Genomic DNA, 24,692 nt, shown 5'->3' on the forward strand with positions numbered 1-24,692 from the left:
TCGTTATGGTTACCGTCGCATTCGTGATGAATTAACGAATCGTGGCCAGAAAGTGAACCACAAGAAGGTTCAGCGCATTATGAAAGAGCTTGGGTTAAAGTGTGTTGTGCGTATGAAGAAATATAAATCCTATAAAGGAAAAGTCGGTAGAATTGCACCTAATATTTTAGAGCGTAATTTTCATACAGATGCACCGAATCAAAAGTGGGTAACAGACATCACAGAGTTTAAATTGTTTGGAGAAAAACTGTATGTATCACCTGTATTAGATTTGTATAATGGTGAAATTATTACCTATACAATTGGTTCTAGACCGACGTATTCGCTTGTTTCAGGCATGTTAGAGAAAGCATTGGAACGTTTACCTGAAACCCACCAGCTACTGATGCATTCGGATCAAGGATGGCATTATCAAATGAGACAGTACGTCCGGACACTTGAATCAAGAGCTATCGTCCAGAGTATGTCTCGAAAAGGCAACTGTTACGACAACGCAGTAATAGAAAATTTCTTTGGGATTATGAAGTCGGAATTCCTCTACATAAAAGAATTTGAAAATGTAGAGCACTTTAAAATAGAATTAGAAAAATATATAGATTATTATAATACGAAACGGATTAAGGCAAAATTAAAAATGAGCCCGGTACAATACCGGACTCACTTTTATCAAGCTGCCTAATGAAATAACCGTGTCTAACTTTTAGGGGTCACTTCATTTTCTTACAGCTCTTCTTTTTCATATGTATTTCTAGTCATGGCAAATACACACATATCCCTTAATCCGTTTCCATCTACCGCAACACTCGCACTTTCTAACGTACCTTCTAACTTAAAGCCTAATTTCTCAGGTATCGCTCTACTCTTCTTATTTAAAGAATCACAACGAATTTCTACACGGTTTGCTTTCAATTCAGAAAAAGCGTAATCCGTTATACCTTTCGCAGCCTCTACCATATAGCCTTTTCCGCTAAACCTTGTATCAATCCAATATCCGATTTCAAATTGAGGTATATCCCAATTAATACGATGTAATCCGGCTGAAGCAATAAATTCACCTGTTTCTTTCGAAAATACTAGTAATCTTAAATCCTCACGTTGCAAAAATTGAATATGTGATTTTCTAATACTTTCTTCTATTTCTTGCTCTGTTTGCTCTTTTTGTGCAAACACCATCCAAGGTTTTAGTTCTTGTATTGAAGCCTGAATTGCATCATATACCACTTTACCATCTCCTGGTTTCGGCATTCGAATAAAAAGCCTGTCAGTATAAAATTCAGAAGGAAAATCGAATAATAACGGATTCACTGTAAACACTCCCCATAATTCTTTTATATATAATAATATCCATCTCAAGTTATATAGTAAAGAATTTTCTGAATTGAAAACCTTTTACTCATTCACTTCCGCCGCTACACGAATTCCAGATTCAATCGCACCTTGAATCCATCCGTGATATAGCGTTGTATGATCTCCAGCGAAGAATATTCTCCCCTCTGGTTTGACAATCGCTGGTTGCAGCTCAGATTCTTGACCTGCTTGAAAAAGTGCAAATCCTCCAAGCGCATACGGATCCAATGTCCAGCTTTTTGATATTCCAGATATGAACTCATCATACACTTGACCACCTAATATTGTTGCTAAGTTGTGTAATGCGTAATAAATACGATCACCTTTTGATAAACCATCCCATAACAATGCGTCATAAGACCATGTATAGCTACCTAACATCATAGCCGGTCCTTTCTCACCAATTCCATAACTTGGATAATAGGCATAACGAATTGGCAAATCTGTTATAATTCTGCCACCTAATTGTCCTTGTTCTTCCCAAAATCGGCTTTTAAATTGAATTCCTATTTTCGTCGCAGGCATATAATGTAATTCACGAATTGCTTTCCATTTTTCATGAGATATAGAATCAAACGGATCTACTTCTACAAAACGCATTGTCGAAAACGGAATGGTAACAATAACTAAATCTCCTGTAATACTGCTATATTCAAAAGTTTCCTCGTTCCGATAGAAAGCTGTCACACCATTATCGTGTTGATGTAGCTTCATTAATTTTTGATTATATATAATATTCTCTTCTAATTGCGGTAAAAATGACTTTGGCAATCTATCGTTCCCGCCCACAATTTCACAAAATCCGCTCTCCTCTTGCATAATGTATAGAAAGCGTAAAGTCTCTACAAACGATCGTTCCAAAAAACCTTCTAAATCTAATAGAACACCAATCATCTCAATTGTTACTGGCGAAAAGTAAGTATTATACTGATAAGGGTGATACTTCAAAAATTGTCCTGTGGAATATCTCCCAAAATCCTTCACTACAACATCCCAATTTTTCTCTGGATTTCTTTTAATAAAATTTATTATCGGCTGTACTGCTAATAACAATAGTTCTTCAGACGTTTTTCCCACTTCATTCATTTCCACAGGATACCTTAAAATATTTGGATCCTTTTCATATTGTTTCAACGTCGTTTTCCGTCCATTTACGTATATAATATCCGTCTCATTTCTATTAATAAAAGGACCCACCTGTAGCCCAAATTTTCTTATATACGCCATCGTTAATGTATGCGAATACGGAATTCTCATTGCTCCGACATCTAAATATAATCCGGTATCTTCCATTCTAACCGTTTCTATACGGCCACCTACCCGGTTGTTTGCTTCAAAAATTTTCACATCATGTCCTGCAGCCTTTAATAAAGATGCTGAAACTAATCCAGCCATACCAGCTCCCACTACAATAATTTGTTTTGGATTTATCGTCTTCTTCAATCCTTTATCTATAACTTTTAACGCTTCATCCATTTCAGTGTTATACATTATATCTTTCTGCACAATTCCACCCCTTACTTCATCAAATAGACGTTAGTGGTTTAGTGCATTTTATTCATAAATCTCCATAAACATAACACCATTGCAATTTGAATATTCACTAAAAGTACATAAGAGACAGATTTCATATTTCTTTATGCTTCGTATAATATAGCAATCGCAACGAAGGAGTGACTAAAAAATGAAACATACTTATGATTACCACGCTACAAAAAAGCATTTAGAATTAAAGAAACAAAACTTATGTAAAAAACTTAGCAATATGACACTATCTGAAAAAGAACGTGAACAGCTAAAATGTGAAGTTGACAACTATGAATATATTTTAAATCTGGTTGAAATGAATCATTATGAACGCGGATTTTCTCATTAAAAGCGGAAATAGGATTATCCACTTTTCATTTTGAGCATTTCACTACGCATTTTTCATAAGTAAATATATAATAGGATGTACATTAAGATTGAGAGGTATATTCTATGATCAAGTTAAGTGTATTAGACCAATCACCTATTTCAGATGGTAGCACAGCAGCCCAAGCTTTTTCACATACAGTTACGCTTGCACAAGAAGTTGAAAAACTCGGATTCACACGTTTTTGGGTATCCGAACATCATAATTCCGTAAGCTTAGCTGGTTCAAGTCCAGAAATACTTATTTCTCATATTGCCGCAAAAACGGATCGTATTAGAGTCGGTTCAGGTGGTGTTATGTTACCACATTATAGCCCATATAAAGTTGCTGAGAATTTCCGTGTTCTAGAAGCACTGTATCCGAACCGCATCGATCTCGGTGTTGGTAGAGCTCCTGGTGGTATGCCAATAGCAACTCGCGCACTTCAAGAAGGGAAAATGGTCTCACTTGATCAATATCCAGAACAAATTGCAGACGTTGCAATGTACTTACATGATCAAATACCAGAAAACCATCACTATGCAAACTTAAAAGCCACTCCAGTTATCCCAACATCTCCTGAAATGTGGATGCTCGGTTCTAGCGGAGAGAGCGCTAAAATTGCTGCAAACAATGGAGCTTCTTTCGCATTTGCACAATTTATTAATGGCTTCGGAGGCCCTGAAGTTATGAGGGCTTACCAAGAACAATATCAGCCTTCATTTTTAGGAGATAAGCCTAATTCAATCGTTGCCATCTTTGTTATATGCGGAGAAACAAATGAAGAAGCGGAAAAAATTGCTTCTAGTTTAGATTTATCAATCTTATTATTAGAGCAAGGAAAACGAACTACTGGTACACCTTCTATTGAAACTGCTCAAAATTATTCATACAGTGCTTATGATTTATTCCGTATAAAAGAAAATCGTCAACGTATGATTGTTGGTGATCCGTCTTCTGTAAAAGAAAAAATAATAAACTTAAGCAAAGCATACAATACTGACGAATTTATGATTGTCACGATTACCCATCAATTTGAACATAAATTAAAGTCTTATCGCTTACTAGCAAATGCTTTTAATTTATAACTCTAAAAAGAGATGCATCACATATGATGCATCTCTTTTTCTTACTACTTATTGTTTTTATTTCCTATATATTCAATAGCTTCTTTTAATAGCTCATCAAAGTTAATAGGATAATCATGATTTAAGTTAGGCACAACTTTATACTTATGTTCTATATTGTTATCTCTTAATAATCGTACAAATTGCTGCGTGGATTCGAAACAATCTCCATCTTGATCCCCGCATACTATATATCCTTTTATATGTTTATCCTGCAGCACTCTTAGCAACTCATCCCATTCTTCAATCTCAGGAAGCCATGGTGCCATAAAAATAAAACCATCTACATCTATATCTTTTTGTAAAATCGTATATAAAGCTACTCTTGCCCCTGCAGAAAAACCACCAATTATCACATTTTCTACTGTATGATTTTCTATAAACTTATTGTAATGCTCTTTTAATTCTTCTTTCCCTCTCTCTATATCATCCCAAACAAATCCATCTGAAAACTGAATTTGTGAAGACTGTGGTAAAGCTAACGTGTAATCTTGTGTCAAAACTGATTTCCAATATGGCTCTACTATTTGAATATTTTCTTGATCACCATGTAATGTAAGTAGTAGATTCCCCTCTTTCTTGCTGTATATATATTTCACATCTGGTCTTTCCTTTTTATGTGCTAATTCTTCTCTTTCTTTACATAATTGCACCATTGTATGAAATTCTTTAAATTTATGTAGTGATTTTAAATCTTCGTCAGAAATTAAATATTCATTTCCATACCAGAATCCCTTTTCTATAATGGCCTCCCTCATTAAATGTAATGCTTCTTTTTCAAGTCCTGATGCACTTGCGAGCGCATACTTAAAATTATATATTTGCGCCTCATTCCCTATTACACCTGTAGCGTTTTCCATTATATAATTGTACGCTTCAAAACTTCCTTTATTTGCATAACAACGTAACGTTTCATTTAATAATTGAATGTAAGTCATACTATTTTTCATGTACCAATTCCCCCGAAACTTTTTATAATATTTATTTTGCGAATCTTTATACCACTTTGTGAAGATTTTATATAACTCGCCCTAGCAATATCTTATTGTCCGAATGATACTTAATAGTTATCCTTCCCTGTCCAATACATTTAATATAAATATCAATAAACTGAAAAGTCAATATTTTTAAAAACAAAAAAAGACAACAATATATGTATTGTTGTTTTCATTACGTCTACCCGCTCTTTTGTTTTTTTCTATCTGGTTTACTTGAAACTAAATAATGTTTTTCTGAAATATATAAGTCTCTTTTTAAGCTACGATTTAAGTAAGGTCCTAGTTTCATTCCGCATATGAGGCGATCTTCGCTACCTTCAACAATTGGAAACATTTCTTTTTCTGTTACGTATTGATCTACTGCCTTTTGTACGACATCAATTTCTTTCACTAGGTTTAAATTTTCTGCTGTATGTTCAAATACCTCAAGCGTTTCCTTCGTTATGAGAAAATCATTTGTTGGAAATGCAGGTAAATACGGTTTTAACAAATCATAATTTACTGTATAATCTTCATTTACTAATACTGTATAAACGATATTAGCATTCGTTTCTAAAAACTGAGCCATCGCTTGTTCTAATTCATCTTTCGTAATTTCCCGCTCTTCTTTTCCAGTTCTGAAAAAGCGAAACATCGCATCGCCTCCTTTTTACTATATTATAGCATAAAAGAAAACTGAAAAATCATAAAAAAACCCATTGAAATAATTTTTCAATGGGTTTTTTTATATTTTTTATCGTTATTTTAAGAATGCACTTAGCATCCATACATGTTGTTCTAATGTTGTATGAATTGCTAACAGCATGTCAGCTGATGTTTCATCGCCAGCTTCGCCCGCAACTTCCATACCTTCTTTTAATTCTTGAATAAGTGCAGAATAGTCATTCACTAATGTTTGCACCATTTCTTCTGCAGATTCTTTGCTTGTCCCTTCGCTGACACTAGATGTTGCAAGATATTCTTTCATTGTCGCTAATGGTTTACCTTCTAAAGCTAAAATACGTTCTGCTAACTCATCAATATACGTTCCAGCTTCATTATAAAACTCTTCAAATTTCTCATGTAATGTAAAGAAGTGTGGCCCTGTCACATACCAGTGATAATTATGTAGTTTCACATATAACACATTCCAGTTTGCTACCTGCTTGTTTAATACTTCAACAACATTTGTTTTCGTACTCATACAATCCACTCCTCTTATCATTTTGTAATGTTTATCTTTTAATAACCTAATTACATTTTACCATACATTCCCTTTCCTTTCGAACAATCGGCTTATATGTAACAAAGTTTTAACACCTTTAATACTTCCCTAATATCATTTAATTCATGTATTTTTTCAAACACTTCATACGTCTAATTGTCCAAGCTCATACATATGCATAATAGTACATCAAGCTCATCATAGTAGAAAGAGGGATAACATGGACAATCAACAATGGCAAGTAGCAAAGAAAGTAGCCGCTACTTATATCGGAACTGTCGTTGGAGCTGGATTTGCTACTGGACGAGAAATTGTTGAATTTTTCACAGTGAATGGATTATACGGGACAATTGGCATATGTGTAAGTGGATTTTTTTTTATTTGGCTCGGCACAAAGATGATGTTACTTTCATCACAAATCGGGGCATTTTCAGCGCAAGAATTTAACAAGTATTTATTTGGGGATGTATTTGGGAATGTTGTAAACACATTATTATTACTCGTTTTATTCGGCGTAACGAGCGTTATGTTATCAGGGGCTGGTGCAGTATTTGAAGAGCAACTTCGCTTACCAAGACAACTTGGTATTCTCATTACAGTTATCGCTTGTCTCATTATAAGTAGCCGCGGACTACAAGGTGTTTTTGAAGTAAATACACTTGTCGTACCTATTATGATGATTTTTATTATCGGACTTGCTATTACAACCTTTTTTCACGGTACACCTTCCATTAATAACACTATTCCTGCAGAGAGTTGGAATATGAAATGGATTACTAGCCCTATTACATATGTCGCCTTAAATCTTTCTCTTGCCCAAAGTGTTCTCGTCCCATTAGCCAGTGAAGTAAAGGATCGAAAAGCCATTTTTTGGGGTGGGATTTTAGGTGGTGCTGGACTTTCTTTAATTTTATTATGCAGCCATTTAGCAATCTTATCAGTCGATCAATTTTATCAATATAACATCCCAATGGCTGAAGTCATAAGAAGATTTAATGCAACTTTTCACTTCTTCTTCGTTCTCATTATTTTCGGTGAAGTTTTCACAACTTTAGTTGGTAATGTGTTCGGGATGACAAAACAGATGCAATCTATTACCGGGTGGAAAAATAACAATATTATTTTCTTCATTTTACTAATTAGTTATTGCTTTAGTTACATCGGTTACAGTGACTTACTTCACATTCTATATCCTATCATCGGATGGGTAAGTATTGTTATACTTCCAATCATTGCGTTTAAACAACTTCAAAAAACATAAAAAAGCATCCATGTTATTGGATGCTTTTTTATGTTCATTCACAATCATCACATACTTCCCAGTACGGCCCCATTTCTAATGCTAAATATGGCTTTAACTGCAACCGAATCATTCGACTAGGCATGCGCTCTAAAACAAATTGGATACCTTCTTCATCTTCGTCTAATTCAACTTTTGAAATCGCAATTCTTTGCATAGTCGTAATGGGAATTCCATCTTTATATAAAGTGATTTTCACCTCATCGTATTCATTAAAATACAATTCGACACTCATTTGATTTTTCAGTATTTCATCAACAATTTTAAATGTATTATTTTGTTCTTGGATTATATATTTCCATCCGCCTCTATCTTCTTTCGGAGCTGTTTGAAATAATGTCTCCAAATCCTCGTATAGCATAAGATAACCCCTCTCTTACTAAAAAACGATGAGTATTTTATATACCCTTTATCTCTATCACTATCCATAGCTATTGTACCATATATCACCGTTCTTACCGTATTCATTTGCTTTATACATACTTATAAAATAACTAATTCTATCTCCATTATTATGTATATTACCTCATTACTCCATACACTCTTACAAGTTCAAATAACGTAAGACTTTAATCCATACAAATATTGTCTACTCTCCGCTTTTATTAGCTCACAACATTCACATTTTTACATATAGTAAGACTACCACAAATAAAAAAGGAGAGTGACTTATACCACTCCCCTTAAAAGAACTTCCCTATAGCTGCTAAAACTAATACGATTATTAAAATTGCAAATAATAATGAGACAATGAAACTAAAAATAGGTAACGCTTTCTTTTCATTCTTCTTAAATAGTAACTTTAAACTAAGAAAAATATTTACTGGTACAAGTATAAAATAAAAATATTTAACAATTTGTACCGAGCTATTCGAAAGTGTTTTTAATATAAACACTTCAATTAGAAAAACAATAAAAAATGAAATACTTAGCCAAAATGAGACGTAACTAAGCCAAGAATGTCTTTTTGTCCCCCAATACACTCCCATAATACTCTCCTTTTATTTGTATTCTATACGTTAATAATTATACACAAAGCTAACAAATACCTCTATTTTTCGACAAACATTATGCAAAATGCCATTTTAAACGTCATAAAGGAAGTTTACATCCCTATTTGATTTTACACAATAAAACAGACTACCCTCTAGTGGCATAATGCTACTAGGGGATAGTCTGTTCTCTATTAAACTTTAAATCTGTCAATTAGTCCTTGTAACTCTTCAGCCATTTGAGATAACGTGCCCGCTGCGGATCCAATTTCCTCCATCGAAGCTAGCTGTTCTTCAGCTGAAGCCGCAACGTTTTGTGTGCTTGTCGCATTATTTTGCGCTGTCATTGCAATTTGTCCTACCGAAATAGATACTTCATTTGCCCCTTTTGACATTCCATTAGCCGTTTCAACCATCGTCTTAATTTGATTAGCTATTTCATTTGTAGATTGTAAAATTTCAGCAAAGTTTTGCTTCGTTTCATTTGCGATAACAAGTCCAGATTGAACTTCCTCATTTACATGATTCATAGATTTGACTGTCTTACCCATATCATCTTGTATTTCACATATTAATTTACTAATTTCACTAGAAGATACGCTAGACTGCTCTGCCAATTTACGCACTTCATCTGCAACAATTGCGAAACCTCTTCCATGCTCACCGGCTCTTGCGGCTTCAATCGCCGCATTTAAAGCTAGAAGGTTTGTTTGATCTGCAATATTTTGAATTACTTCTAAAATATCACCAATTTGTTTTGATTTATTATTTAGTAATTGTATAACTGCATCTGATTGTGACACAGATTCTGCAATAGACTGCATCTGGTTTACTGTTCTTCCTACTAGTTTCCCACCATCTTCTGCTTTTTCACGAGTATGTGCAGAAGCCGTATTAATAGATGATGAACTATTTGCTACATGCTGAATTCCTTCCGTTACATCAAACAGTAACATAGCGCCATTTTCTACGCTTGTTGTTTGCGTCGTTGCCCCACTTGATATTTCATCCATGGCGATTGTGATTTGCTCAGTCGCTTCACTTGCTTGCCTTACACTTGCAGTTAGCTCTTCTGATGCCGCTGCAACATGCCCAGCTGAATCGTTAATTCTTCCGATTAACGTCCGTAACGAATTCGTCATCTCATTAAATCCTTTAGCAAGTTGGCCGATTTCATCATTAGAATGAATTTCAATTGTTTGCGTTAAATCCCCTTCACTTATTTCTTTAGAGGTAACAACTAATCTCTTTAAAGGCTTCGTAATTGAAAGTGTTACAAAATAAATAAGTGCTCCACCTATTACTAATGAGATAAGCATAACAATTAACATATTATAAAATACAGGTTGAGCAGCTTCAATTACTTCACTTGAGTACATAGTCCCACCAATTTTCCAACCTGTTTTTACATTTGTAGCAAATACCATATTCTTTTCACTACCGCCATAAGAATATGAAAAAGCACCGTGATTATCTTCATAAATTTTCTTTGCCCAAGAATCAGCCGCTTTTTCCCCTGATTTTTCTTGTGGATGAGCAATTATTTTTTGCTTTCCATCTAAAATGAAGGCATATCCTTTTTTACCAATATTAATTAACTTTGATGTTTTTAATAAATTATCTAAACTTAAATCTAGCGCAACAACCCCATTTTTATCTTCTGTTTGTTTTGCGATTGTTACGACAATATGTCCATTTCCTTTTGCCTTATATGGCTCAGTAACAACAATACCACCTTGTTTTGCAACCGCATCTTTATACCAAGAACGCTCTGTTGGATCATAGTCTGCTGCCATTTGTATATTTGGTTCTTGTACAAATTTTTTATCATTTCCGGCAACATATACTTGTTCAACATCTTTATTTAAATTTATATATTGAGATAACATTTTCCTTAATTCATCCTGATTATCTCCTTGATACATATTCCCCTGAATCACCCGTGCAAAATTATTCACATCATTAAATTTTGCATCAATCATTTGATTGATTAAATTATCCAGTATTTTTATATTGTCGTTGGCACTACTCTTAATTTGCGATTCAAAATTCTTTTTGGCTGTTTGATAAGACATGCCTCCGATTATAGAAACGGCTGCAATTAAAATTACAAAGAATGAAATTAATAGCTTTTTTGCTACTTTCATATCACGAAACAAATTTAATAGTTTACCCATTATGAACCTCCTAATTTTCAAATTTAAAAGTTAAATTGAGTTAATTATGAATATTTCCCATTCCTTAATTATTATTTTCATAACCTATTATGGTGAATACTTTGTAAAGTTTAAACAATTAATTTCTCTTTGTCTATATATACGAATAATATTATTATAAAATTTACAAATAGAAAAAACCAAAGGGGCCCCTTTGGTTTTTACATTTTTTTATGTTGTTTAGAAAGCTTTTTCCACTTATCACGCTCTGCTCTGGCAAGGATTACATCTTGTTTTCTCATAAAATACGCCAGTTCTCTTTGTAATTTTTTATAGCTTTTCAAACGATCTATCGTAATAAGTCCGTTATCAATTGCACTATGCACCGCGCATCCTGGTTCATTCTCATGCTTACAATCACGAAAACGGCATGTTGTCGCAAGTTTTTCAATATCAGAGAATGTTGTTTGAATCGCTTCGCTTCCTTCCCAAAGTTGCAATTCTCTCATACCGGGAGTATCAATTACGAGAGCGCCACTTGGCAATTGAAATAACTCTCGATGCGTTGTCGTATGCCTCCCCCTACTATCCTCTTCACGTATATCTCCCGTTTTTGCTACCTCAATTCCTATTAGTGCATTTAACAAAGTTGACTTTCCTACCCCTGATGACCCAACTAAAGCAATTGTTTTCCCTGAAGAAACGAATTGTTTCAACGAATCAATACCTGTATGCTCTAAACTATCAACAACGAAAATAGGAACACCAATTGCTATAGCTTCCGTTTCTACAATTTTCTGTTCCACATCATTACATATACTACTCTTTGTTAAAACAATAACTGGCATAGCACCGCTTTCATACGCTAATAATAAATAACGTTCCATCCTTCTAACATTAAAATCATGATTAAGTGCATTCACTAAAAATAAATAATCTACATTTGCTGCTATTACTTGTTCTTCCGTTCGAGTACCAGCTTCTTGTCTAGAAAAAGAGCTTCTTCTCGGAAAAACACGATGAATAATAGCTTTCTTTTCATTCTCTATTTTCTTTATATACACCCAATCACCAACAGCTGGATAATCTCCCTTCGTTACTGCTTCATGCCGAAACTTTCCAGACAGTTCTGCCATATATTCACCATCATTACAAATAATTCGATATATATGCTTATGCTCAAGTAAAATACGCCCTACTTCAAAGTTCTCTACAGCTTGTTCCTCAAAAAAAGAATCCCAGCCATACGATTCTAAAATATTTTGATTCAAATTGATATCCTCCCTAGTTTAAGCTAAGTGGAAGGATAGTGCGCTCACTTATATCGTTTCGCCCTTTCCATCCACCTTTGTATTTGGTTTATTATTCATATAAGTTATTTTCGCCATAATACATCACCCCGTTCTTATTTTAATTACTCTCATTATATGGAATTCTCCTATAAAAAGCTACATCATTTAACGTAATTTTCAAATAACTTGTTTTTGAGCATTCTAATTTGTCCTCGGTGACTAATTTCATCTTCTAGCACATGAAACCAAAGATAGTGCTGGTTATATACTACACCGTTAGGCCACTTTCTTTCTGACATGAGCCACTCATTACCTTGTTCACTTAAATACTTCAGAGATTCTTCTCGAACACTTTGTAGAAGTTGTACATAATACTGTATTTCATGACCACAGATTGCTCTACCCGCTTCCCCTAAATACAGTGCATCTTCCCATATTTCTAATTCTTCTTTTGTAAAGTCACGATCTTGAAATGAAATAAGCTGATGAACTTTTTCAATAGCTGCTATATGCTTTAATAAGGCGCCAATTGAATTTCCGCTGCTTTGCATAATTAAATCTAATTGCTCAACTGATAAATTTTTTACTTCGCCTAATGTTACAGCTCTCGTATGCTCAAGCAGGCTTACTAATTCCCCTATTTTTTTTGTATAACCATCTACACTTCTTATTCGATAATCTATATTCATATGACGCACCCCTTTCTGCATTCATATTATTGTAAAAATGATTCATATAATAGACTGAAATCTATCTAAATTTTCTGTTATAATTAATTTGAATACAAAATATACCCAAACAAACTTTCTCAATATGCTTATATGAAATATTAAAAGGAATCAATATAAAATAATCGAATCTTATTCACTAAAAGGAGTGGATTCGATGGAAATGTATCAATGGCTAACCGCTGTTCTTGTTGGTGGCATTACCGGCTTCGTTTCCCATCTAATCAATAACCAAGGTAAGTTATTGCTTCCACGCCGTTTGAAAACATTTTTTCATTTTGGATTTTTAACTGATATTTTTACTGGTAGCCTAGCCGCACTTCTTGGGCTCGTTTTATTCGATGTCACCGCAATAAAAGAAATTATAAAAGTATCCATTGTAACTGCTATTTCCGGTCAAACTTTTTTACTACATCAAGCTCTTGGTGGCGAACAGGCTAAAAATACGCAAATTGGGAAAGCTGATGAGAAGATTCAAGAAATTGACAAATTATTGCGACGTTAGTGTATACTTTCTTTTAAAATTATTGTTATAATGAGAAATAAATATTTTCTATTGCGTCGTTTGTCAGGAGAAAGGGTGTTTCGTATGACAAAAAAGAAAATAGAAGATTTCTTAACAAACTCCGAAAAAGAGGAACTGCTAGAAAACTATAAATGTTTACGAGAAGCCCGCACAAAAAGCGAAGCTAACTATTTTGGCGAAGCAGTAAACCATCTATTAAATAAAGCAAAACAACGAATTATTAAAGATGCAGGTATACATGATGAAAATGCTGCAACTGTTCAATCAAAGAGAAAAGCACTGTTTTAGCTACATTAGCTAAAACAGTGCTTTTTATTACAACATTTTTCACATTACTTTCACATCTATTTCACAATTATAAGTACTCCTATATGTTAAACTAGGTATATCCTTTTCCGAGGAGCTATATGCCGATATATAACCCCCTATCTATATAGGGGGTTTTTATTTTCCCATAATTTTATTACAAATCCTTTTCAATCATACAGCTCAACGACGAATTATTAAAAATACAGCAACTATGCAATCAAAAAGCACCTTTTTAACTTATCCTAAAAAATTGTTTTTTGATTTACTAAAACTTTATGATGCAATTCCTTTTTCATTATCTTTACTAATGTTTTCACCTTTTCTAAACAGAAATAAAGCTACAACATATAATAACGCAGTAAAGCTACCTACTAGTATAAAATTGTGAGATGTTGCAAATAACATTCCTGCTATTGCCGCACCAATCATTTGGCCAATGTACATCGAGGCGTTAGCAAGAGCAGCACCTGTTCCTCTTGCTATAGTAGACATGTTTTGTAAGTGTCTCATCATTAATACAAACAACATTCCTGTCACAAAAAATAAAACAAAGAAAAGTAATTCAACAAATATAATACTCTTTAAATAGGGCAGTATTACATATAACACTGCTATAAATATAATTCCACCATAGAAAGAAAGATTGTAACCAATTTTATTTACGAGTCTAGGGCCAAAAATATTACCAGCTAAATTTCCTAATCCTAGTACAAGCATAGCCGTACCTACTTCATGAACTTGTAAGCCAAATTGCATGGAAAGCCATACACCAAAGAATGAAAATGCAGCAAAATTTCCGGTTTGAAAAACAAAGTATGCAAAATAAGAAAGTGAAACCTTTGAATCTGTAAGTAATTGGTTATAACGCTGTAAAATAACTTTTTTATTTCCACCTATATGAACCGACTGTATTTCTGGTAATACAACATAAATAAGAATGACAAGTAGTGCTGATAATATACCAATGAAATAGAATGGGATTGTATAATGTATCGTTGCTAAATAAGCTCCCAGTGGCAGCCCTAAAATTTGAGAGACTGATAACCCTGCTGTTGCAACCCCAATTGCTTTCACAATTTGCTTCTTCTCTATAAGGAGCGGAATAGATGCCCACACTTGTGGAGATACAAAAGCTGCACTTACACCTGCTAAAAATCTAAATGTTAGCATCCATAAAAAACTCGGTGCAATTCCACACAAAAACGTACTTATTGCAAAAAAACTCATACCTAGTACCATCACTTTTTTTCTGTTTAATCCATCTGATATAGGACCAGCGATAAGCGCAAATCCAGCATATCCTAAAGCATACGAACTCACCATCCATCCTGACAACTCAGTTGAAACATGATATACCTGTTGTAATGTCGGCAACAGTGGTGAAATTAAGAAAGTGTCTGTACCGATCATAAACATTATCGTGAAAAATACAGCTAGTACTCTATTCATTTAGACCTTCTCCTTATATAAACAGAGGGTACTATCCCTCTGTTTCACTAATCTTCTAAAATAGATTGGATTTCTTTCATGACTCTTTCATTCAATGAAACGTCTACCGCTTTCACACTTTCTCTTATTTGCTCTGCCCGCTTTCCACCAGGTAAAACTGTATCAATTCCTTCTTTATTTAATAACCATGCTAACGCTAAATGAGACACTTCAATATCATTTTCTTTAGCTAGCCCTTTTAACTTTTCCACTTTCTTAAAATTACTCTTATATGTATTTTCTTCAAATAGATTTACATTTTGGCGCCAATCGACTTCATTCAATTTAAAATCTTCTGTATATTTTCCACCTAATATTCCAAAAGCAAGAGGCCCATATGGAATAAATGAAATACCCGCTTCTATACAATACGGCAACAGTTCTTCCTCAGCCGTACGTTCTAACATATTGTACGGAGATTGTACAACATCTATATGACCATGTTGGTTCGCTTCGTTTAATTGTTCTATGTTTACGTTCGATATTCCAATTGAACGAATTTTCCCTTCTTCTTTTAAACGAGTAAGCTCTCCGATTGAATCTATGTAACTTGTTTCAGGATTTGTAAAATGTAAATAATATAAATCAATATAATCAGTCTGTAATCTTCTTAAGCTATTCTCCACAGCATTTCTTAAATAACTTGGTTCATTGTTAATATAAGTTTCTCCATTTAACAACGGTTGAATTCCACCTTTTGTAGCAAGTATAAACTCATGACGTGTTCCCTTTAATACTTCTCCTACTAATTCCTCTGATCTACCGAAACCATATGAATCTGCTGTATCAAAAAATGTAATCCCTTGCTGAATAGCTTCTTCTACTAATTGCTTTCCCTCTTCTTCATTCACATCAGCATATAAATTATGTCCCCCTACTGCATTTGTACCTAAACCCAACTTTGAAATATTTAGTCCTGCCTTTTGCAATTTTGTATACTTCATTTTTTCTCCCCCTATATTTCTATTGTTCGAATATATTCGAACAATAGAAATATATCACTTTATATGTTATAGTGCAAATATCTTAACTTATACAAGTAGGTGAAATATGCGTACACTCTATCATCCAAATCGAGAAGAAATTCAATTTTCTTCTGTCTTATATGCACTTAGCGATCAAATCCGTTTACAAATTGTAAATATGTTACTAAAGAAAAATGAACAATCTTGTGGTGCTTTAAACATTCCTATTGCGAAATCAACTTTATCTCACCATTTCAAAGTTTTACGTGAGTCAGGTGTTATGTACACACGCCTTGAAGGAACACAACGTTTCATTTCAATTCGTCAAGAAGATTTAAATGCTAGATTCCCAGGTTTGTTACAAGTTGTATTACATGCGACAGAGCCATATTAAAAAACATCTCATATTCATATGAGATGTTTTTTAATATGGCTATTCTTTTAATAAATCTATTAATCCATTCCCTTCAGATGTACGTTCGTACCCTAAAGGTACAGTTCTTTTAATGAGTTGTGCATATATTTCCGGCTCTGATAACTTTCGACCGTATTCTTTCTCACACTGTTTAATGAGCAAGGCGAGCGCCCCAGCAACATGCGGCGTCGCCATGGAAGTTCCACTTAACACAGCATATTTCCCATCTGGATACGTAGATAATATTTCATCACCTGGCGCTACTAGATCAATTTCTTGATTTGAATTACTAAAACATGCAATCTTCCGCTCTAAATTCACAGCACCAACTTCAATTACCTCAGAATAAGCACCTGGGAAATCTAATTCTTCTGTTTCATCATCGCAATCTCCATTATTTCCAGCAGCACATACAACGAGAACATCCTGCTTTACCGCATTTTGAATTGCTTCATGTAATTCTGGAACATCTTGCGGACCACCAAGTGACATTGAAATAATTCTCACTTTCTCTTGATTCGGCCCTCTCCAATTTACAGCATAATGAATTGCCTCAATAATTTGCTCATAACTTCCAGAACCATCTCCCGCTAAAACTTTTAATACTAACATTTTAGCAAGTGGTGCAACTCCTAATACACCGACACCATTTTCAGTCGCGGCAATCGTCCCCGCTACATGAGTACCATGTCCGTTATTATCAAGATACACATTTGGATCAGCTTCATAATCTTTTGTGAAATTTCTTCCGTCGATAATACGATCTTTTAAATCTATATGATTAGTATCACACCCTGTATCTAATACGGCAACGACTACATCTTGCCCCTTCACACTCTTTTCCCATACTTGCGGAGCGTGAATCATTTGTACACCTGGTGGAATTTCATTTACTTGTTCTACCACCTTATTTACGGTAAACGGAATCAATTGTATACCTTTTTGTTTATTCACTGTACTACTCATCGTAATCCCTCCTGAAAATGTATTATTTTCATTTCAGACCACTTTTGAATACGTGTAAATGTAACATTCGTTTTATTCTTTTGGTTTTCCTTCTTTTCAAATATTTCTCAACATCATTTACTAACTCTATACTACTTTTTTATTTTCCCTATGATTTGTAGGAAGTAACACCCCATGTCGTTCAACTACTAACCAAAATAAGAGAACCAATTAATGGTCCTCTTACAGTCTTTTAAAAGAATGATATGTAATTTGAAAAATAATATAAATTAAGACTAAACCTCACTCTTGTTTAAAAACTTTTCTATTTCTTTTACTAAATATTCCGCTCCCTCTATCCCAACAGTAATATTTCCATTTGCTAATGATATGTTCTGTTCTGAAACATCACCTGTGATTTGGCAAGCATTGTAAGGTTGATATTTTTGTAAAATGATTTTATCTGCTTCTACAAAAATTTCAAGCGGTGATTTGATTTGTATTCCCAATACATCGCGTAATTCTTTAGGGATAACAATTCGTCCTAATTCGTCTACTTTTCGAATAACTCCTGTTGCTTTCATATTTCTCCCCCCCCTTACTCTATATTAATTTTTCCACCTCGCTTTTTCCATTTTATCACTTTTTGGCAATACTTGCCTCTTTTTAGAAAATTTTGTACTCGAGTTAAAAAAACACATTTAATGCATACGTAATCTCTCTTTCAATTGTTTTACATAACGGGATCTTATAAGTAAGAAGTATACAATTTGAATACCTATGAAAATACTTAATACAACTGTATTTTCTTTAAACAATGAGTACTCAAACATTTGCCCTAACGCAGTTAAGGCTACTGCCCCATGTAATGTTGCAACACCAATTGGAACGAAGAATAAAAGCGCCAATCGAATTGTAACTACCTTCGATAATTCCCCACTCGTCAATCCAACTTTTCGAATCATTTCGAACAAGCGAATATCATCCTCCAAATCGGAGAATAAACGGAAGTAAAGGAAACTTCCTGCGCAAACGAAAAATACTATACCAATAAAGAAACCTACAAATAAAATCGGTCCTGCAATTTGTAAACTTTGGTTTTGTTCGTACTCTTCCGCACTAAACGTTGACTGTTCTTGATACGGTTTAATTTGATGAGTAAGCTCTTTACCAATTTCAATCTCATCTTTCGTTCTTTCAGTTTTATACATATAATCTTTTGTCTCTATAAATCCATCTTGTAATGAATCATATTGATTATTAGAGATTACATAAACATTTCCTCTTAATATTTTCCCCAATGAAGATGAAGTAACTTTTTTCACCTTTAAACTTTCATTCATATTGGGTAAAGTAATTTCTTTTCTTTCTTTCATCGCTGGCCCTGGTATATCAGCTGACAAAAATACAATCTCTTTATTGGCTACAGTATTAAATGGTTCTCCTGTTAACTTTGCATATTCCTTATAATCTGATTCTTTTATAAAAGTGGCGCTTCTTAACGACTGTTCCTCCGTTTTCTTTGTCGAAATATTAGTTTTTGAAGCTGCTATATTATGTTTCTTTAATCCTTTGTCAATCATTTGTATATGTTGTGATTCGTTACTATTCCCTTGCTTAGAATGGTAATGAAACGCAATTGGTCTCTCCATTATCCCTTTCGTCATGGATGCGAAGCCGACTAATGTCCCTATTGCGGAAAATGCTACAGTAGAAATAATGGTTACAATAAAGAACATTCTTGCGTTATCTCTCATGCGATACGCTAAATCTGATAACGTAATAATATTAGTCTGTGTCCAATAGAAACGTTTACTTTTTTTACATAATCGAATAATAAAGACACTCAGCTGCTTGTACAACAAATACGTCCCAATAATAACTACCGTTGTAACAGGAATCATCATAATAAATACCATTGCGCCATGCGATAGAAGAGCTCCTACATAGCCAGCGCTAAGCAATACTACTGCTAATATTGAAGAAATGATTGATGCTTTCGGTTCCGGTTTTGCCTCTGCTGACCCTCTAAACAACTTCATAATTTTATTTTTACGAATCATTCCTGCACTAAACAATGATATGATCATAAATAATATGAAAAACATAATACTTGTTACAACAATTGCTTTCATCGGTATGTAATAGGATAAGGAGATATCTAGTTTTAATATCATCGGGGCGACAAATAGTAATACCCCTGAAAATAACATACCTGAAAGAATACCAAAAATAATTGCCCCTATTCCAATCATAATATTTTCAAAAAAGATAAGACGCTTTAATTGATATTTCGTCATACCTAGCATCATTAAAATTCCTAGCTCACGCTTTCTCGTTTTTAAAAACATTCCCATCGAATATAAAATAAAGAAGAATGTAAATAAGTAAATAATAGACTGTGCAAAAGACATACTTACGAATACGTACTGACCCAATTCTCCTGCACTTAATGCCGGATGAAACGCAAAAAATGAATACACAAAAAAGGCCATAATAGCAAATGCACTACTCAAAAAATAGGCTGAGTATGTCCGTCTATTTCGCGTTACATTCCGATATGCGAGTTCTCTAATGTTCATATTACTTCTCCGCCCTTCTTTCTACTAACTATGTTTTTATATTAGTAAAGTACGGAAATACCTTCCATCGATTCAAATGACAAAAACCTTACAGTTTTGAAAGGTTTAAAAAAATTGCTTATACGTAGTACTTTATTTATAATGACTACATTCATATTCATACACACATCCTATTGTATATTCGTTAATTTTGCGAAATAATAAAGGATAGAAGTATGTACCATTATACATATAAACTTATTTACCGCTTTAATATGAATAGGAGGAAACATAATGACATTACAAGAACAGATTATGAAAGCATTACATGTTCAGCCTGTAATTGATCCAAAAATTGAAATTCGTAAACGAGTTGATTTCTTAAAGGATTATGTAAAAAAAACAGGTGCAAAAGGATTTGTACTTGGTATTAGCGGCGGACAAGACTCTACATTAGCAGGACGCTTAGCACAACTTGCAGTTGAAGAAATTCGTAATGAAGGTGGTAATGCAACGTTTATCGCCGTGCGTCTTCCTTATAAAGTACAAAAAGATGAAGATGATGCACAATTAGCATTACAATTCATTCAAGCAGATCAATCTGTTGCATTTGATATTGCTTCGACTGTTGATGCTTTTTCAAATCAATATGAAAACTTATTGGGTGAATCATTAACAGATTTCAATAAAGGTAACGTGAAAGCACGTATCCGTATGGTTACTCAATATGCAATTGGTGGACAAAAAGGGCTACTTGTTATCGGAACAGATCACGCTGCAGAAGCTGTAACAGGGTTCTTTACAAAATTCGGAGATGGTGGTGCAGATTTATTACCATTAACGGGATTAACGAAGCGCCAAGGACGTGCATTATTACAAGAGTTAGGTGCAGACGAGCGACTTTACTTAAAAATGCCAACAGCTGATTTATTAGATGAAAAACCAGGTCAAGCTGACGAAACAGAGTTAGGTATTACTTATGATCAATTAGATGATTATTTAGAAGGTAAAGCAGTTCCAGCTGACGTTGCAGAGAAAATTGAAAAACGTTACACAGTGAGTGAGCATAAAAGACAAGTACCAGCGTCAATGTTTGATGATTGGTGGAAATAAATAAAACATAAAAAAGAAGCTAATCTCATTTAGCTTCTTTTTTATATGTTAACGATATACCCCTACTCTTTTCTCCAATAAATCTTGCAGGCAATCTTCATGCTGTTTACAAAATAACGGTGGCATGTCGTCTAACGGGAAAAACTTCAAATCCAACGTTTCATCACCATCTACTTTTTTTTCGCCTCCAACTATTGAGAATGAAAAGAACATCGTAATTGACTGTGCCTTGTCTCCATTTGGATATGATTGAAAATATTTTGTATACACTCCAATAAGCTCATTTATTTCTACATCATACCCGGTTTCTTCTTTTATTTCTCGGATTGCAGTTTCCGCAGCCGATTCTCCTATCTCCATTGCGCCACCTGGAAAGCCCCAAGCGTTAAAGTCTCCTCTTTTTTGCAGTAATACTTCCCCTTCTTTATTAAATACACAACCACCGGCAAAGTTTAAGAAAACATAATCATGCCCTACTTTTTCACGTAATTCTTTTATATAATTCGCCATTCTCTTCCCCTTTTCATACTTCTTCTATCGCTATTTCTTATCTTTTTCAAGCAATTCAATAATTCGATCTAGCTTCTGGTTCATATTAATCACGTGGTGTTTCTTTGCAACGCTGCTTTGTAATACTCTTCTAATAAACAAAGTAAATGATATGAAAAACAAAACGATAAGTCCGATTACTAAACAAGTATATATCAATGTGAAAATATTACTTTCGAACAAGTTCATTCAGCATTCACATCCTCTCCTTTTTATTTTATCACATAATTCCCAATATTTTAAAGTGATCAACAAATATAAAAAGAGCATCTTTTACAGATGCTCTTTCTCATTGCTTAATACGTAAATGTAATTGTCGCCAATGAATAACCAGCCAATGCACTATAAGGCGCTACTTGATAAGACACACGCTTTGCACCTTTTGGCCAATTTATTTCATTTAATACTTTCTTTATATCTTGCATCGTCCCATCCATGGACTGCTTATATCGCACTTCTACTTTTTCTGGTTTGGCTGCAAACTGTTGCTGCAACTTTTGCTTAAATTCATTATAATTTTCTGCTCCGTATTCTGCAGATAAGTATTGTAAATTTGTTTCTTTTAACATCTGCTCATATACGACCGTTTTTGAGCTACCAGCTTTTATTTTGTTTGTTAATTCACCAAAATAACTTGTAGTTGCTGCTGGATATTTACTACGATCCCAGTCGTGATCTTTACTTAACTGTTCGTCAGACATGTTAAAATATGAGTAAGTTACACGCCCTGCTTTATCTGGTACTGGATCATCAAATGTAGTATCTAGGTGATACCATTTGTTTTCAATGTTCACTAAATTCCACGCGTGAGCTTGTCCGTTTCCTGTGCCTGTTACAATATGGTTTTGAATACCTGCCTCTTTTAACAACTCATACGTTAATAATGTATATCCTTGGCAAACGGCAGAACGATTCGCTAATGCTTCATATGCTGTATACGCTTGATAAGACGTATCATAAGACACATGCTTAACAACGTAATCGTGAATAGCTTTTACTTTCTCATGCTCATCCATCCCTGGTTTTACAATTGATCCAACAATTGATTTCGCCTGAGCTTTTACATATTGAGTTTGTTCTTTTGATTCACGGTATTTTACTTGCAGTGTAAACGTATAGTCCCCTGGCATTCCTTTAATAGAATATCTAGTAGACGCTACATTATATTTTACATACTCATCAGCATCTACAATTTTATTAAACTCACCATACAATTGATCCATAATATTTCTAGCATTTCTATCTTTTGTTTTATATGTGATTGTAATATTTTCTTCTCGATTATCAATCTGTTTTTTTAATTCTTTTCTGAAATCATCTAATAACTTTACATCTGATTGTGCTGTCACTGTAGTCGGATTTGTAGCTGCATAAGATACAGATGACGCTTGCAAACCTCCCATTACTATAGTTGAACAAAGTGCGGCAGCTGTCACATACTTACTTGTCTTTCCCATCTTGTCACTCCTTATATTCTATAACTATACGAAAAAGTATCGTATAGTTTCAGAGTATACAATACTTTTTCGTATAGGTCATATGAGATTATGCATATTAACTAATTCACATAAAAAGGTTGTTCTTTTTAAAAGAACAACCTTTTTTCATTAGCATGTTTGTAATACACAGCATGTATTTTCAAAACGTTGATTTTTCAAATCTTCATTACTAATACAGAAATATAGCATCCCTAGTTCTCCCCAAACCATATTACAATTTTTATGATCTGAATCAATTTGGAATAAAAGAGTCATTTGTTGCGGGTCTACTCCCATATATTCTCCTGTCTCATATAACACTTCCTCTTGTACAGAGAATGGCTCACCAAAAATTTGATGGTTATCGTAGTTATCCGGAATTAGCTCTTCAAGTAATTGCAAGAAACGATCTGAATCAGCCTCATCTTCAATGAAAAGTTCTGGTAATTTGTATGTCAGTTCAAAAGTAATTGTACACTGGTTATATTTCGCTTGTACTTCATTTCCTCTTCGTAATTGCTCTACAGGAACATCATAATAAAGTACACGCCCAGCCTCTGTTAGCTTCACATTTTCTTCAAAATAATTTTCAATGCAAAAGAAATACAGCATCCCCGTCTTAGGAAGATTGTGATCCATACCAACGTTTTGTAAATCACTTAAGTTAAATTGCGCGATAAATTGTAGTGGATTTCCTTTATGCTTTGGATATTCAAATAAAGCTGGTAAATCAGGAACTCCTCCCATTTTCGAACTACCTATCGCAACAGTTTCCTGCTGCTTTGGCACAACTTTTATACAAGGAAATACAGTATTAATAAGTTCATCTTTCAAGTGTGTTAGTTCATATTTATCAATTAATACTTCAATTTTTTTATTCATAAATTCTCCTTACATTTACATACTTATTTATATCATAGTACAAAGATTATACTTCATTCTTTACAAAATCAACAAGCCTCCAAAAAACGGGCTTATCCTTCGTACGCGAACAAGTTTAAAAAAGCATACTATACATTGTTCCTACAAACACGATAGTTCTTTAGTTCTTCCAGTACATTTTCCCCTCGTTCATTTTTATTTTTAATATAAGGAGGAATTCCACATGGGTTACGGATATAGTTGCGGCGGTTACGGTTACGGCGGTAGCTGTGGTGGTTGTGGTTACGGAGGTTTCGCTTTATTAATCGTTTTATTTATCCTTCTAATCATCATCGGAGCTAGCTGTTGGGGCGGCTTTGTAGGCTGCTAGTAAACTTAAAAACCATTGTAAAAAAGCACGTACACTACGTGCTTTTTTGCCAT

General features: G+C 34.0%; 28 protein-coding genes and 1 pseudogene. 9 read left to right on the forward strand and 20 right to left on the reverse strand.

Annotated elements, in window-relative coordinates; all coding sequences use genetic code 11:
* Window positions 1-679, forward strand: a 679-nt coding sequence (locus tag ACO6VI_RS22970; RefSeq protein ID WP_422423579.1) for an IS3 family transposase, incomplete at its 5' end; no start/stop codon positions are given.
* Window positions 680-720: 41 nt separating this feature from the next.
* On the opposite strand, the gene ACO6VI_RS22975 is transcribed toward ACO6VI_RS22970, so the two are convergent.
* Both ACO6VI_RS22975 and ACO6VI_RS22980 read right to left on the reverse strand, forming a co-directional pair.
* On the reverse strand, window positions 721-1,305 hold the full coding sequence (locus tag ACO6VI_RS22975; RefSeq protein ID WP_016124471.1) for a GNAT family N-acetyltransferase: 585 nt from the start codon (window positions 1,303-1,305) through the stop codon (window positions 721-723).
* A gap of 84 nt (window positions 1,306-1,389) precedes the next feature.
* Window positions 1,390-2,853, reverse strand: a complete 1,464-nt coding sequence (locus ACO6VI_RS22980; RefSeq protein WP_023521742.1) for a flavin monoamine oxidase family protein — start codon at window positions 2,851-2,853, stop codon at window positions 1,390-1,392.
* A gap of 178 nt (window positions 2,854-3,031) precedes the next feature.
* Between ACO6VI_RS22980 and ACO6VI_RS22985 the strand changes: the two genes are divergently transcribed.
* Together ACO6VI_RS22985 and ACO6VI_RS22990 are read left to right on the forward strand one after the other, a co-directional pair.
* Window positions 3,032-3,223, forward strand: coding sequence for a DUF3896 family protein (locus tag ACO6VI_RS22985; protein ID WP_000683367.1), 192 nt, complete (start codon window positions 3,032-3,034; stop codon window positions 3,221-3,223).
* A gap of 104 nt (window positions 3,224-3,327) precedes the next feature.
* Window positions 3,328-4,329, forward strand: a complete 1,002-nt coding sequence (locus ACO6VI_RS22990) for an LLM class flavin-dependent oxidoreductase (RefSeq protein WP_000594040.1) — start codon at window positions 3,328-3,330, stop codon at window positions 4,327-4,329.
* A gap of 44 nt (window positions 4,330-4,373) precedes the next feature.
* Here the strand turns inward: ACO6VI_RS22990 and ACO6VI_RS22995 are convergent, their stop codons facing one another.
* The 3 genes from ACO6VI_RS22995 to ACO6VI_RS23005 all read right to left on the reverse strand — a co-directional run bounded on the left by ACO6VI_RS22995 (window position 4,374) and on the right by ACO6VI_RS23005 (window position 6,549).
* Entirely contained in the window at window positions 4,374-5,318 is a 945-nt protein-coding gene (locus ACO6VI_RS22995) for an alpha/beta hydrolase (RefSeq protein WP_161519799.1), read from the reverse strand.
* A gap of 226 nt (window positions 5,319-5,544) precedes the next feature.
* Window positions 5,545-6,000, reverse strand: coding sequence for a DUF3939 domain-containing protein (locus ACO6VI_RS23000; RefSeq protein ID WP_000488209.1), 456 nt, complete (start codon window positions 5,998-6,000; stop codon window positions 5,545-5,547).
* Between the two features lie 105 nt (window positions 6,001-6,105).
* A complete protein-coding gene (locus ACO6VI_RS23005; protein WP_000105199.1) occupies window positions 6,106-6,549 on the reverse strand; it encodes a Dps family protein in 444 nt (147 codons plus the stop codon).
* Between the two features lie 241 nt (window positions 6,550-6,790).
* On the opposite strand from ACO6VI_RS23005, the gene ACO6VI_RS23010 reads away from it, so the two are divergent.
* The gene (locus ACO6VI_RS23010) at window positions 6,791-7,831 is read left to right on the forward strand and encodes a GerAB/ArcD/ProY family transporter (RefSeq protein WP_000370209.1); all 1,041 of its coding nucleotides are present in this window, start codon (window positions 6,791-6,793) and stop codon (window positions 7,829-7,831) included.
* A 34-nt stretch (window positions 7,832-7,865) separates the two neighbouring features.
* On the opposite strand, the gene ACO6VI_RS23015 is transcribed toward ACO6VI_RS23010, so the two are convergent.
* From ACO6VI_RS23015 to ACO6VI_RS23040, 6 genes and pseudogenes are all read right to left on the reverse strand, one after another.
* Window positions 7,866-8,231 (reverse strand): DUF3979 family protein, encoded by a 366-nt coding sequence (locus tag ACO6VI_RS23015; protein ID WP_000965068.1) that lies wholly within the window; start codon window positions 8,229-8,231, stop codon window positions 7,866-7,868.
* 322 nt (window positions 8,232-8,553) lie between these two features.
* Entirely contained in the window at window positions 8,554-8,859 is a 306-nt protein-coding gene (locus tag ACO6VI_RS23020; RefSeq protein WP_000539571.1) for a hypothetical protein, read from the reverse strand.
* Window positions 8,860-9,056: 197 nt separating this feature from the next.
* Window positions 9,057-10,004 (reverse strand): methyl-accepting chemotaxis protein, encoded by a 948-nt coding sequence (locus ACO6VI_RS23025; protein WP_406566133.1) that lies wholly within the window; start codon window positions 10,002-10,004, stop codon window positions 9,057-9,059.
* A pseudogene (locus ACO6VI_RS23030) lies at window positions 9,999-11,039 on the reverse strand (HAMP domain-containing protein); the annotation flags it as partial. The pseudogene ACO6VI_RS23030 and the gene ACO6VI_RS23025, both read right to left, overlap by 6 nt.
* 200 nt (window positions 11,040-11,239) lie before the next feature.
* Window positions 11,240-12,289: a ribosome small subunit-dependent GTPase A gene (gene rsgA, locus ACO6VI_RS23035; protein WP_088020873.1), complete on the reverse strand. Its 1,050-nt coding sequence runs from the start codon at window positions 12,287-12,289 to the stop codon at window positions 11,240-11,242.
* A gap of 182 nt (window positions 12,290-12,471) precedes the next feature.
* Entirely contained in the window at window positions 12,472-12,999 is a 528-nt protein-coding gene (locus ACO6VI_RS23040) for a DinB family protein (RefSeq protein ID WP_065228693.1), read from the reverse strand.
* 196 nt (window positions 13,000-13,195) lie between these two features.
* Here ACO6VI_RS23040 and ACO6VI_RS23045 point away from each other — a divergent pair, with 196 nt between their 5' ends.
* Window positions 13,196-13,543 carry a DUF4257 domain-containing protein gene (locus tag ACO6VI_RS23045; protein WP_000426317.1) on the forward strand — a complete coding sequence of 116 codons (348 nt, stop codon included), beginning with the start codon at window positions 13,196-13,198 and terminating at the stop codon, window positions 13,541-13,543.
* Window positions 13,544-13,627: 84 nt separating this feature from the next.
* Window positions 13,628-13,852, forward strand: coding sequence for a hypothetical protein (locus ACO6VI_RS23050; RefSeq protein ID WP_000162602.1), 225 nt, complete (start codon window positions 13,628-13,630; stop codon window positions 13,850-13,852).
* Window positions 13,853-14,146: 294 nt separating this feature from the next.
* Here the strand turns inward: ACO6VI_RS23050 and ACO6VI_RS23055 are convergent, their stop codons facing one another.
* A complete protein-coding gene (locus ACO6VI_RS23055) occupies window positions 14,147-15,322 on the reverse strand; it encodes an MFS transporter (RefSeq protein WP_088020872.1) in 1,176 nt (391 codons plus the stop codon).
* 47 nt (window positions 15,323-15,369) lie between these two features.
* Window positions 15,370-16,305 carry an aldo/keto reductase gene (locus ACO6VI_RS23060; protein ID WP_088020871.1) on the reverse strand — a complete coding sequence of 312 codons (936 nt, stop codon included), beginning with the start codon at window positions 16,303-16,305 and terminating at the stop codon, window positions 15,370-15,372.
* Between the two features lie 106 nt (window positions 16,306-16,411).
* Between ACO6VI_RS23060 and ACO6VI_RS23065 the strand changes: the two genes are divergently transcribed.
* Entirely contained in the window at window positions 16,412-16,720 is a 309-nt protein-coding gene (locus ACO6VI_RS23065; RefSeq protein WP_001259912.1) for an ArsR/SmtB family transcription factor, read from the forward strand.
* Window positions 16,721-16,759: 39 nt separating this feature from the next.
* On the opposite strand, the gene ACO6VI_RS23070 is transcribed toward ACO6VI_RS23065, so the two are convergent.
* The 3 genes from ACO6VI_RS23070 to ACO6VI_RS23080 all read right to left on the reverse strand — a co-directional run bounded on the left by ACO6VI_RS23070 (window position 16,760) and on the right by ACO6VI_RS23080 (window position 20,268).
* Complete coding sequence (locus ACO6VI_RS23070; RefSeq protein WP_063547095.1) at window positions 16,760-17,707, reverse strand: serine protease; 948 nt, start codon at window positions 17,705-17,707, stop codon at window positions 16,760-16,762.
* Window positions 17,708-17,982: 275 nt separating this feature from the next.
* Window positions 17,983-18,270, reverse strand: coding sequence for an AbrB/MazE/SpoVT family DNA-binding domain-containing protein (locus ACO6VI_RS23075; protein WP_000648324.1), 288 nt, complete (start codon window positions 18,268-18,270; stop codon window positions 17,983-17,985).
* 117 nt (window positions 18,271-18,387) lie between these two features.
* The gene (locus ACO6VI_RS23080) at window positions 18,388-20,268 is read right to left on the reverse strand and encodes an FtsX-like permease family protein (protein ID WP_088020870.1); all 1,881 of its coding nucleotides are present in this window, start codon (window positions 20,266-20,268) and stop codon (window positions 18,388-18,390) included.
* A 273-nt stretch (window positions 20,269-20,541) separates the two neighbouring features.
* On the opposite strand from ACO6VI_RS23080, the gene nadE reads away from it, so the two are divergent.
* On the forward strand, window positions 20,542-21,360 hold the full coding sequence (gene nadE / locus ACO6VI_RS23085; protein ID WP_000174891.1) for an ammonia-dependent NAD(+) synthetase: 819 nt from the start codon (window positions 20,542-20,544) through the stop codon (window positions 21,358-21,360).
* A 48-nt stretch (window positions 21,361-21,408) separates the two neighbouring features.
* On the opposite strand, the gene ACO6VI_RS23090 is transcribed toward nadE, so the two are convergent.
* From ACO6VI_RS23090 to ACO6VI_RS23105, 4 genes are all read right to left on the reverse strand, one after another.
* On the reverse strand, window positions 21,409-21,870 hold the full coding sequence (locus ACO6VI_RS23090; RefSeq protein WP_023521733.1) for an NUDIX hydrolase: 462 nt from the start codon (window positions 21,868-21,870) through the stop codon (window positions 21,409-21,411).
* Window positions 21,871-21,900: 30 nt separating this feature from the next.
* Window positions 21,901-22,098, reverse strand: coding sequence for a DUF4083 domain-containing protein (locus ACO6VI_RS23095; RefSeq protein WP_001048104.1), 198 nt, complete (start codon window positions 22,096-22,098; stop codon window positions 21,901-21,903).
* A gap of 107 nt (window positions 22,099-22,205) precedes the next feature.
* Complete coding sequence (locus tag ACO6VI_RS23100) at window positions 22,206-23,366, reverse strand: transglutaminase domain-containing protein (protein ID WP_000520862.1); 1,161 nt, start codon at window positions 23,364-23,366, stop codon at window positions 22,206-22,208.
* Window positions 23,367-23,516: 150 nt separating this feature from the next.
* On the reverse strand, window positions 23,517-24,269 hold the full coding sequence (locus tag ACO6VI_RS23105) for a YwqG family protein (RefSeq protein ID WP_001034827.1): 753 nt from the start codon (window positions 24,267-24,269) through the stop codon (window positions 23,517-23,519).
* Window positions 24,270-24,492: 223 nt separating this feature from the next.
* Between ACO6VI_RS23105 and ACO6VI_RS23110 the strand changes: the two genes are divergently transcribed.
* Window positions 24,493-24,639 (forward strand): YjcZ family sporulation protein, encoded by a 147-nt coding sequence (locus ACO6VI_RS23110; RefSeq protein WP_000540425.1) that lies wholly within the window; start codon window positions 24,493-24,495, stop codon window positions 24,637-24,639.
* Window positions 24,640-24,692: the final 53 nt, after the last annotated feature.

This window comes from Bacillus sp. PSXD-155 (assembly GCF_049310765.1).
GTDB lineage: Bacteria > Bacillota > Bacilli > Bacillales > Bacillaceae_G > Bacillus_A > Bacillus_A cereus.